This is a genomic window from Streptococcus mitis (assembly GCF_026782895.1).
GTDB classification, from domain to species: domain Bacteria; phylum Bacillota; class Bacilli; order Lactobacillales; family Streptococcaceae; genus Streptococcus; species Streptococcus mitis_CB.
In genome coordinates, this window is record NZ_JAKUXJ010000006.1 from 120398 (window position 1) to 131662 (window position 11265).

Sequence of the window (11265 nt, forward strand, 5' to 3'; positions counted from 1 at the left end):
TTCTATTCTATCACAAATCCGGACTCAAAAAAAATCTTTGCCATAAAATCATGACAAAGATTCGTTTAATTACGTGAATTTTCGTGGCTTCCCTCACTACTTGATTGATTAGTAGAATGAGTATCTCCTCGTTGATTTCCTTGCTGGTTCCCCTGACTTGGTGTTGTAGTAGAACCTTGGTTTCCACGTTGGGCTGGTGCTGATGATGTTGACGGCGGTGTTTTTGGTTTGTAAATTGAAATCTTGATGCGTGTCTTATTCAAATCTACCTTTTCACCTGCTCTTGGACTCTGTTCAACGACGGTACCTTCAGCAGTTCCGGAAGGAGCTGTGGTAACTTCTACAACTTCAATGTTGGCTTCTTTTATACCAACAATTTGGATGAGGTTATTTTTCGTAAATTCAAGACTGGAACCTGTATAACTTGGCATGACAACACTTGTTACTTTCTTAGCAATAGTTAAAGTAATTGTTGAGGCCTTACTCAAATCATAAGTTGTTCCAGCAGACGGGCTCTGTCTAAGAACTGTTCCTTCTTCACTCTCGCTTGATTCTTCTTCCTCTATCTTGATGAGATTTTCAGGTACCTTCTTCTGCTTGAGCTCTGCGATAACATCGGTCGATTTACGGCCGATATAATTGCTCAATTGGAAAGATTGCTTACCTGATGAGACAACCAAATTGATTTTCGTTCCTTCTTTTCGACCAGTTCCAGCGTCAGGATCTGTACGGATAATCCGCCCTTCTTCCACCTTTTCACTAGCCTCTGATTTCTCCTCGCCAATCTCAAAATTGGCTTTCTTGAGGGTTTCCTTGGCTTCCGCCACTGTCTTACCTGCCACATCTGGAATGGCAATGGTTGCAGGAGTTCTGGATAGTATCCAAATAAGAGAAGCTGCCACCAATACAATGCTGGCCAACAAAATCATATAGCGAACTCTAAATTTCCGTTTCTTAACAGGCTTGGTTGCGTAATTGTCCTCTGAAGCCTGCTGACTCGGCTTCGCAGTCTGTGGCTTTGGACTTTGTGTTTGCACCTTAGGAATCGAAGTCAAGGTACTTTGTGGAACTTTAGGAAGAGTCTTGGTGTCAGCCTTAGTGGTATCATTAAACACCAATTTAGGCTCATTGCGACGATTATAAGACAAACTACTAGACAAGTCCACATACATCTCTGCAACTGACTGATAACGATCTGTCAATTTCTTGGCAGTTGCCTTGATGACAACATTCTCTAAAGCCTGAGGCACAGATGGATTCTCAGCTATAACCGATGGCAATGGTTTCTGGAAATGCTGGAGGGCGATGGTCACTGCACTATCCCCATCGTAAGGGATATGTCCTGTCAACATCTCATAAAAGATGATCCCCATGGCATAGATATCACTCTGTACAGTCGCTTTAGAACCACGCGCCTGCTCTGGTGACAAGTAGTGAACCGAACCAAGCATAGAGTTGGTCTGAGTCAGACTCGTCTCTGCAAAGGCTACCGCAATCCCAAAGTCTGTGACCTTGGCAGTCCCATCTGGTGTCAAGAGGATATTTTGAGGTTTCAAATCACGGTGAACAATGCCTCTAGTATGAGCTAAGCGCATAGCCAAGAGGATTTGTCCCATGATTCGGACCGCTTCTTCATTTGAAAGAGGGTGATGTTCCTTGATATAGCGCTTGAGGTCAAGTCCTGCTACGTACTCCATAGCTAAGTACTGTTGACCGTCTTCCTCACCAATATCTGTAATCCGAACGATATGAGGATGGTCCAGATCTGCCATGGCTCTCGCTTCACGCTGAAAACGAGCCACTGCAATGGGATCTGTTTGGTAGTTGGTCCTCAGGACCTTTACTGCCACTTCTTCCCCGTCTAGAATCAAATCCTTGGCCAAGTATACATCTGCCATGCCTCCTCGACCAATTTGTTTGATAATCCGATACCGCCCGGCAAAAATCTTGCCGATTTGGATCATTCTTCATCCTCCTCGTTCATAGAAACAAGGGCAACCGTAATATTGTCTAAACCTCCTGCATTGTTAGCAAAACGCACGAGCGTCGCTGTTTTATCTGCCAAAGGAATATCACTGGTTACAATATCACAAATCTCACTGCCTGAAATCATGTTGGTTAATCCGTCGCTATTAAGTAGGAGATAATCTCCTGTCGCAAGGGTAATCATTCCAAAATCAGGCTGAATTTCGTCTTTTTGACCAATTGACTGGGTAATAATATTTTTCTGTGGGTGGCTAGCTGCTTCTTCAGGTGTCAATTGACCAGCCTTGAGCAATTCATTGACCAAAGAATGGTCGCTTGTTAACTGGTGGTATTCTTCTCCACGAATCAAACCGATACGAGAATCCCCAATGTGGGCATAGATAGCCTGATTGCCAATAATAGCAACAGCCTCGAGGGTTGTTCCCATTCCTTTATAAGCTTCATCTTGTCCCAATTGGTTAATCTTTTGATTTTCAATCTCAAGGTTGTTAGCAAACCATTCACGTACTTCATTAACTGTATCGATTTGAGTATCTACCCAAGCTACACCTAGGTCTGTTACCGCCATTTCACTAGCGATATTCCCTGCGCGATGACCTCCCATACCATCAGCTAGGATAATCATAGTACGTCCAGCTCTATTGACATAGTGGTTGACATAGTCTTGGTTATTTGTTCGTTTCTGACCAACATCTGTTAATAATGAAATTTCCATGTGTTAGTTCCTTCCTAATCCGATATCTTGCGAAATTGACTGATGAAGAATCCATCACTTCCATACAATTCAGGTGTAATGAGGATACAGCCGTCTTTCATGATATCCTTACATTCATGTTCTAGTGTTACCTGCTCAAATTCAGGATGACTTTCTAAAAATGCCTGTACGACTTGAAAGTTCTCCTCTGAGACAATAGTACAGGTACTATAAGTTATTATACCACCTTTGCGTAGTGTTTGACAAACACTACCTAATATTTCTAGCTGAATTTCCTGCAAGGAAGCGAAATCTGCCGTTTCTTTATTGTATTTAATGTCTGGTTTGCGTCGCAGAAGACCAATTCCTGAACAGGGAGCATCTACCAAAATCTTATCAAATGAATCCTGACCAAAAAGCTCATGCACCTTTCTGGCATCCAATTTTTGCGTTTGAACCCGGTCTGCCACACCCAGACGTTGGGCATTTTCTTGGATTAAGTCCAACTTATGGTCGTACAAGTCCAGAGCCGTAACCTGACCTGTCGTGAGATAAGAAGCTATATGGGCTGTTTTCCCACCCGGAGCCGCACAAGCATCAAGCACTCGCTCATCTCCCTGCAAATTCAAAGTTGGCGCAACCAATTGACTGGACTCGTCTTGGATGGTTATAGCTCCCTCCACAAACAAATCATGGCCTGCAAAATGCCCTTGCTCCTTAACCAGACCAGAGAGAGACAAGGATGAATCACTGGCCTCCAACAAGGTTTGGATTTCCTCTTTTCGTCCTAGGTCTGTTACACGAATGCTGGCCTTGTTTCGCACTAAAAGGCTTTCAAAAATAGCTTGCGCTCGCTCCTCTCCGTATTCTTCCTTGAGCTTGGCAACTAGCCAAACTGGGAGAGAATAGGCAATGGAATCACGCTTGTTTTTTCGTTTGATGCTAGCAATATCTGGCCAGCCTTCACGCAAGATACGGCGAAGGACGGCGTTGACCAATTTTTCACTGCCTTTTTTACGGACTTTGGCCAATTCCACTGCTTCATTGACCACAGCGTGATTAGGAATCTTGTCCAAATAGCGTAGTTGGTAGGCACTCATGAGAAGAAGGACATAAAGCCAGCTGTCTAACTGGTCTCTGTCTTCGATAAAGTGGGATAGGTACCATTCCAGAGTCAGTTTACGGGCCACCGTTCCATAGACAATCTCTGTCACCAAGCCCTTGTCTGCTACAGAAAGTTGACTTCCCTTGAGATGCTTATTTAAGGCGATATTTGAGTATGCTTGATTGATAAAAACATCCTCTAATACCGCTAAGGATAGACTTCTAGCTGTTTCTACTTTAGTCACCAAATCGTTCTCCTACAGTCAATGTACGTCCAACTCCGTTGAGAAAGGAAGCAATGTCCATCTTAGGCTTACCAGCTGGCTGCACTTGTTTGAGAGACAAAGCTCCTTCAGCCGTTGCTACAATCAATTCTTTCTTGCCGATAGAGAGGATCTCACCTGGATTTCCCTGGCCTTCTACTGGTAGGGCTTCATAAATCTTAAAGCGGTCACCCTTAAGGAAAGTATGGGCAACAGGCCAGGGGTTCATCCCACGGATTTGGTTGAAAAGTTGACGATTGCTTTTATTCCAATCCAACTTTTCTTCCTCGGGTTTGATATTTGGCGAGAAAGTAACCTGACTTGGATCCTGCGGTTCAGGTTTGATTTCCCCAGCAATATAGGCAGGAAGGGTGTCCAAAAGCAAGTCACGACCAACTAGCGCCAATTTCTCAAACAAGGTGCCGACATTGTCCTCATCCGTAATCGGAATACTACGACGCGAAATCATATCCCCTGCATCCATTTCCTTAACCATTTCCATAATGGTCACACCAGCTTCCTCATCCCCTTGAATCAAGGCATAATGGATAGGAGCACCACCACGGTGTTTAGGAAGAAGGGAGGCGTGAACATTGACCGCAAAATCCATGCTATCAAGGAGTTTAGTTGGAAGAAATTGCCCAAAAGCAGCAGTCACAATTCCATCCGCTCCTAAATTCATAATAGCTTCCATCTCTGGACTTCCAGATAGTTTTTCAGGTTGGTAGATAGGAAGTCCTGCCTCTTTGGCAGCCTGCTTGACTGGGGTTTCTTGGATCACTTTTTTACGACCAACAGCGCGGTCCGGCTGGGTCACAACTGCTAGAATTTCGTAACGATCATCTGTCAAAAGCCCTTTTAAGACTGTTGCTGAAAAGTCGGGTGTCCCCATAAAGATTAGTTTTGTCATATTTTCTCCTTCTTATAAAAATTGCTGTGGCTCATGGTCAATGCTAAGACGGAGCTCACTATTTTCCCGTTCTTGAGTCAAGGCCAAGACCTGATTGAGGGTCGGCCCCAGCTCATCTTCTAAACGGTATTTAATTAAAATCTGGTAATGATAGAGGTTGTGGGTACGAGCAATGGGTTTGGGCGTTGGCCCCAGAATGTTACTGTTCTCTGACAAGCCTGAGCGCAAAATGTTCACAACTTCATAGGCACGTTTGACCACCTCTTCTTCCTTCTTGTGAGAAAGGGTAATGCCAATGGTGAAATAGTAAGGCGGATAACCAAGTTGTCGTCTGATTCCCATTTCATAAGCGTAAAAGCCTTCGTAGTCCTGATCCTTGGCAAATCGAATAGCATAATGCTGCGGATTGTAGGACTGTATCAAGACCTGACCTGCTTTTTCAGCCCGTCCTGCTCGACCTGCCACCTGAGTCAAGAGCTGGAAGGTTCTCTCAGAAGAACGGAAATCAGGCAGATTCAAGGCCGTATCCGCATTGAGCACTCCGACTAAGGTTACATTGGGAAAATCCAATCCCTTGGCAATCATCTGTGTACCAAGCAATATGTCCGCTTCACCTCGTCCAAACTGGTCAAGTAAAGCTTGGTGACTGCCTTTCTTGCGGGTCGTATCCACATCCATCCGCAGAATACGTGCCTGAGGAAAGAGTTCTGCCAGTTCGTCATAAGCCTTCTGAGTTCCTGTTCCATAGTAACGAATACTGCGACTCTTACAGTTAGGACAGACCTGAGGAATGTCTTTCGAAAAACCACAATAATGGCAGTTCATGGTCTTAGTATCCATGTGCAGGGTGAGAGAAATGTCACAGTTGGGACAAGTATCCACCGTTCCACACTCTCGACACATAACAAAGCTAGAATAGCCACGGCGATTGAGCATGAGAACCACCTGCTCTTTTTTAGCCAGACGGTCTTGGATGGCTTCTAGCAAAGGAGGCGTAAAGTTTGATGTCTCGTTTTGTCCAATATAGTCACGAAAGTCAACCACTTGAACCTCAGGGGTCGTAGCTAGAGGATTGGCGCGTTGGGTCAGACGTAAATGTTGATAAACGCCTTTTCCAGCCCGAGCACGGCTTTCTAAGCTCGGTGTCGCGGAACCAAGAACCAATGCCGCTTGATTGTATTGACCCCGTAAAATAGCCACTTCTCTAGCATGATAACGGGGATTACTGTCCTGCTTATAAGTCGCTTCATGCTCCTCATCGATAATCATAACACCTAGATTTTTCAGAGGAGCAAAGATGGCAGATCTAGCACCAACAACAACTTGAGCGTCTCCACGCTCGACCTTGCGCCATTCGTCATACTTTTCACCATTGGATAGTCCTGAGTGAAGAATGGCTACCTTGCCTCCAAAACGTGCAATAAAACGCTTCGTCATCTGAGGAGTCAAGGAAATCTCAGGCACTAACAAGATTGCTGTTTTCCCCTTGTCCAAAGCCCCTTGGATAATCTGCAAGTAAACCTCGGTCTTCCCACTCCCTGTAATTCCTTGAAGTAGGAAGGGAGGCTGATGACTGCCAATCGCACTGACAACCGCATCACGCGCCTGCCTTTGTTCTGGATTCAACTCTAAAGGTTGACTTGCCTCAATACCTTCAAAATAAGCAGCCGAGCGTTGGACTTCCTTTTGGACTATGGTAACAGTACCTTGTTCCACAAAGAAGTTGACTTGCTCCCGCGAGTAGGACTCTAACAAACTAGCCAAGGAAGCACTCTCAGGATGTGACAGTAAATAGTCTCTCAATTCTAACTTTTTCTTGGCACGTGCAGAAATATCGATACCTTCTAATTGAGCAAGGTCTACCTCATACCAAGACTGGGTCTTGATCTTCTTTTGATCAATTGCCTGATATTCCAGACCAAGCAAGCCTTTTCTAGTCAAACGCATCATTTCGGCTTGTTTGGCAAGGTCTAGTGAAGAAAAGGCAAGCGAATCTTCTGAACCAAACAAGCGCTCTCTGTCTTCCTGACTCAGACCTGCCAGAGGATAGAGAATCTTATCATAGCTGGAGTTCAGAAATCCCGGCAGCATAGCCTTGAGGATGGAGATTTTGTAGGAGAAGACGGACTTGCGTAACTCCTCAGCTAGCCAGAGTTGTTCTTGCGTGAGAACAGGAGAAAAATCCAACACCTCCGCAATATCTTTTAAATCTTGCTCCATCTCTTCCTCATCTGATTGAGACTCCAAACCAAGAACAATCCCTTGAATCAGGCGATTGCCCTTACCAAAAGGCACATGAACCCGCATCCCAACTTCCAGCATTCCCTCAAATTCCTCCGGAATCCTATAACTATAGGGTTGGTCCGTCTGCATCAAGGGTACATCTACGATAATCTTAGCTATGGCCATCTTCTCACCTCCTCCTTGTCAGTACATTCTTGCAATAGAAAAAATAAGATTGAGTCCCCCCAACCTTAAATTTTTTCACCATCTTCTTTTTCTTTAGCGATTTGCTCTTTGATTTTCTTTTCTTCTTCTTCTTTACGACGTTTTTCTTCTTCGATACGGCGACGCACTGCTTCACGTTTTCCTTCTGGATCTGGGTGAATTGTAACGTTTCCTGATTCGATTTCTTCTAAAGCGCGAAGAGTTGATTTTTCAGATTTGAAACCTTGAGTTGCTGGCGCACCTGCTTCCAATTCGTGGGCACGTTTTGCTTCCAAGATTACGAGTGAATATTTTGATGGAACCTTGTCGAGCAAGGTATCAATAGAGGGTTTTAACATCATTTGCTTGTACCTATTTTCTAAATTTTATCGAGTAGTTGGAGATTTTGGTAACATCTCCTGATAGTGACCAATGACACGATCCACACGGAAGTGTTCTGCTTCGATCACACGTTTGACACGCTCAGCAGCTAGGGGCACCTGATCGTTGACAATCGCATAATCATACTCACGCATGAGAGCAATTTCTTCCTTGGCCTTTTCGATTCGTTGGGCAATCACTTCTGCACTGTCTGTTCCACGTCCTACCAAACGATCTTGCAATTCATCCAAATCTGGTGGTGTCAGGAAGATAAAGACAGCATCTGGAACCTTTTTCTTGACCTGAAGAGCACCTTGAACTTCAATTTCAAGGAAAACATCGATTCCCTTGTCCAAGGTTTCATTGACATAGGTCAGGGGAGTTCCATAGTAGTTGCCGACATATTCTGCGTATTCCAACATCTGTCCTTGACGAATCAGCTCTTCAAACTCTTCGCGAGTACGGAAGAAATAGTCAACACCATCCACTTCTCCAGGACGTTGTGCGCGTGTCGTCATCGATACAGAGTATTGAAATTGGTTTTCAGAACTCTCAAAAATCTCTCTTCTAACCGTTCCTTTTCCAACCCCTGAAGGACCAGAAAAAACGATTAGTAAGCCTCGGTCTGCCATTGTCTCTCCTTTTAGTCAGTCTGTGAAATAACATTTCTCTAGAATAATAGCAAAAAGCCAGATTATCCTTTACAGTCTTTCTATCTAGTGTAACAAAAAAGCAGTAATTTTTCAACTGCTCTTTCTTATTTATTTAGCATAATCTACTGCACGAAGCTCACGAATCACGGTTACCTTGATATTTCCTGGGTAATCGAGATTGTTTTCAATTTTCTCACGAACTTTGTGAGCCAAGATTGTGACTTTGTCGTCCTTGATTTGTCCTGGATTGACCATGATACGGATTTCACGTCCTGCTTGAAGGGCAAAGCTATTTTGTACCCCTTCAAAGCCGTTAGCAATTTCTTCCAAATCATGGAGACGCTTGATGTAGCTTTCAAGAGACTCACTACGAGCACCTGGACGCGCCGCACTCAAGGCATCTGCTGCAGCGACAATTACTGCAATCACACTTTCTGCTTCGACATCACCGTGGTGGCTAGCAATCGTATTCACCACAACTGGATGTTCCTTGTACTTACGAGCCAATTCCATACCGATTTCAACGTGGCTACCCTCAACCTCGCGGTCAATAGCTTTCCCGATATCGTGAAGGAATCCGGCACGACGGGCAAGAGCCGCGTTTTCACCAAGCTCACTAGCCATGATACCAGCCAACTTAGCAACCTCAATCGAATGGCGCAAGACATTTTGTCCATAAGAAGTACGGAACTGCAAGCGACCCATGATTTTCATCAAGTCTGGATGAAGGTTTGGCGCACCAATCTCATAGGCTGCTGCCTCACCATATTCACGGATCTTATTGTCAATCTCTTGACGGTTTTTCTCAACCAACTCTTCGATACGAGCTGGGTGGATACGACCATCTTTGAGCAACATTTCCATAGTCATACGAGCAATCTCACGACGAATCGGATCAAATCCTGACAAGGTCACCACTTCTGGTGTATCGTCGATAATCACATCGACCCCTGTCAAACTTTCAAAGGTACGAATGTTACGACCTTCACGACCAATAATGCGTCCCTTCATAGTATCGTCTGGCAGATGAACCGTTGAGTTTGTTGACTCTGCTACATATTCACCAGCGATACGTTGCATGGCTTGAACCAGGATATCCTTGGCCATTTTGTCAGAACGTTCCTTGACCTCTTGCTCAGCTTCACGAATGCGGCTGGCAATCTCCTTGGTCAAGTTTTCCTCTGTCTGAGCCAAGATAATATCTCGTGCTTCTGCCTGAGACAGAGCACCAATACGCTCTAGCTCTGCTTCTTTTTGTCTTTCGACTTCCTCTAATTGCTCTTCACGCGCATCAAGGTTTTTCGCTCTATCAGAAATACTTTGTTCTTTTTGTTCAAGTGTTTGTTCTTTACTCGTCAAATTGTCGTCCTTGCGGTCGAGGCTAGTAGCTCTCTCTGTCAAACGACTTTCGATTTGTTTGAGTTCTTGACGTTCTGATTTGAATTCAGCGTCCACTTCTTCACGGTATTTTCTGGCTTCTTCTTTGGCCTCCAATAGTGCTTCTTTTTTAAGAGACTTGCTTTCACGTTTGGCTTCATTAACAAGTAAATCAGCTTCACGTTCAGCTTGTCCACGTAAATTAGTTGCTTCTTGTTCAGCATTTAAAAGCATCAACTCTGCAGCTTCCTGAGATGATTTCATCTTAGCTGAGATGCTGACATATCCAATGACTAAACCAATGATGACGGCAAAAACAGCAATCGCAAGCGACATGATTTCCATGTTTTTACCTCATTTTATTGTTATTCCGAATGACATACATTCTTTTACATTCTACCATAAAAAAGTGATTTTCACAAACCTAAAATAGAATATGTTTTGAGGAAATTGGAACACGTTTGCTTAAAATTTATTAGTGCAATCTCTATTTCTTAGAAGTTATAGCTTAGTAAAAATTATAGAAAAAGCCCACCTTTCAGTAGACTTAGTAATGATCTTTAAAAGACAAGAAAGCCACGCTATCTTCATCCATCATATAAATCAAGCGATTTTCTGCATCAATACGACGTGACCAAGCTCCTTGGTAGTCATACTTGAGTGGTTCTGGTTTACCTATTCCTGTAAAGGGATCACGTTGAATATCCTTGATTAGTTTATTGATTCTTTTTAACGTTTTCTTATCCTGATTTTGCCAGTAGCAATAATCTGCCCAGGCATCTTCTGTAAACTTGAGCAGCATTTCTTACTCCTCAATAACATGAACCTGAGTACTTCCAGCACGAACTTGAGCCATTCCTCGCAAAACCTTATCAGAAAGTTCCTTATTTTGAGCAATTCTCAGGGTTTCTTGGATACTATCCCACTCACTCTTTGAAAGTACTACAATGTCCTCGTCTGGATTTTTATTGACCACCGTCAAAGGCTCAAATTCATCATTTACCTTCTTCATGTAGTCTTTTAAATGATTTCGGAATGTTGAGTAAAGAACTGCTTCCATAACCATACCTCGTTTTACCTCTTTTCCACTATTATACACGAAAAGAAAGAAATTGTCAGGAACTTGTACAAGATTTTCTTTTCTATCTATTTATTCGTAAAAAATCTCAAAAAGCCTACTTTTCAGTAGACTTAGTTTCTTTCTATTCTTATCGGCACTCTTCCAAAATTCTGCTCTGCTATACTTGATTTTCCCAGTTGGTAAATCTGGTCTGCCTTTTGGGTCATAGTATCCCAAGGCTCTTTGCCAATTCGGCTGACTAGACTGACCTGACCTTTCAAAGAATTGAGCTGTTGCCTGCCTTTTTCAGTAAATCCAAGGACATGAATGGCTTCTGGCAAGTCACCTTCTCTAGCCTGCACCAAGATATAGGTCAATAGGCGTCTGACACGCGCCTTGGTGTAACGTTT

The 11265-nt window shown here is 43.7% G+C and carries 11 protein-coding genes (1 of these 11 running past the window's edge); all 11 read right to left on the reverse strand.

The window, feature by feature from the left end:
* Positions 1 to 65: 65 nt before the first annotated feature.
* Positions 66 to 1964 carry a Stk1 family PASTA domain-containing Ser/Thr kinase gene (gene pknB, locus MK480_RS08190; protein WP_261011257.1) on the reverse strand — a complete coding sequence of 633 codons (1899 nt, stop codon included), beginning with the start codon at positions 1962 to 1964 and terminating at the stop codon, positions 66 to 68.
* Positions 1961 to 2701: a Stp1/IreP family PP2C-type Ser/Thr phosphatase gene (locus tag MK480_RS08195; protein WP_000406255.1), complete on the reverse strand. Its 741-nt coding sequence runs from the start codon at positions 2699 to 2701 to the stop codon at positions 1961 to 1963. Before MK480_RS08195 ends, pknB begins: the two co-directional genes overlap by 4 nt.
* A gap of 14 nt (positions 2702 to 2715) precedes the next feature.
* Positions 2716 to 4029 (reverse strand): 16S rRNA (cytosine(967)-C(5))-methyltransferase RsmB, encoded by a 1314-nt coding sequence (gene rsmB, locus MK480_RS08200; protein WP_227326073.1) that lies wholly within the window; start codon positions 4027 to 4029, stop codon positions 2716 to 2718.
* Positions 4022 to 4957, reverse strand: coding sequence for a methionyl-tRNA formyltransferase (gene fmt, locus MK480_RS08205; protein ID WP_153199158.1), 936 nt, complete (start codon positions 4955 to 4957; stop codon positions 4022 to 4024). The genes rsmB and fmt overlap by 8 nt, the downstream gene beginning before the upstream one ends.
* A 12-nt stretch (positions 4958 to 4969) precedes the next feature.
* Positions 4970 to 7366, reverse strand: a complete 2397-nt coding sequence (locus tag MK480_RS08210; RefSeq protein WP_153199159.1) for a primosomal protein N' — start codon at positions 7364 to 7366, stop codon at positions 4970 to 4972.
* Positions 7367 to 7431: 65 nt separating this feature from the next.
* Positions 7432 to 7746, reverse strand: coding sequence for a DNA-directed RNA polymerase subunit omega (gene rpoZ, locus MK480_RS08215; RefSeq protein WP_000979235.1), 315 nt, complete (start codon positions 7744 to 7746; stop codon positions 7432 to 7434).
* A 24-nt stretch (positions 7747 to 7770) separates the two neighbouring features.
* Positions 7771 to 8397, reverse strand: coding sequence for a guanylate kinase (gmk, locus tag MK480_RS08220; RefSeq protein WP_000775041.1), 627 nt, complete (start codon positions 8395 to 8397; stop codon positions 7771 to 7773).
* Between the two features lie 129 nt (positions 8398 to 8526).
* Positions 8527 to 10140, reverse strand: coding sequence for a ribonuclease Y (locus tag MK480_RS08225; protein ID WP_000404934.1), 1614 nt, complete (start codon positions 10138 to 10140; stop codon positions 8527 to 8529).
* A 202-nt stretch (positions 10141 to 10342) separates the two neighbouring features.
* A complete protein-coding gene (locus MK480_RS08230; RefSeq protein ID WP_084925567.1) occupies positions 10343 to 10597 on the reverse strand; it encodes a Txe/YoeB family addiction module toxin in 255 nt (84 codons plus the stop codon).
* Between the two features lie 3 nt (positions 10598 to 10600).
* Complete coding sequence (locus tag MK480_RS08235; RefSeq protein WP_000388572.1) at positions 10601 to 10855, reverse strand: type II toxin-antitoxin system Phd/YefM family antitoxin; 255 nt, start codon at positions 10853 to 10855, stop codon at positions 10601 to 10603.
* A 131-nt stretch (positions 10856 to 10986) separates the two neighbouring features.
* Positions 10987 to 11265: the end of a nucleotidyltransferase gene (locus MK480_RS08240; RefSeq protein ID WP_268707503.1), read on the reverse strand. The gene runs 819 nt beyond the window's last position; 279 of the gene's 1098 nt are visible here — the last part of the coding sequence; its start codon lies beyond the right edge, outside the window; the stop codon is at positions 10987 to 10989.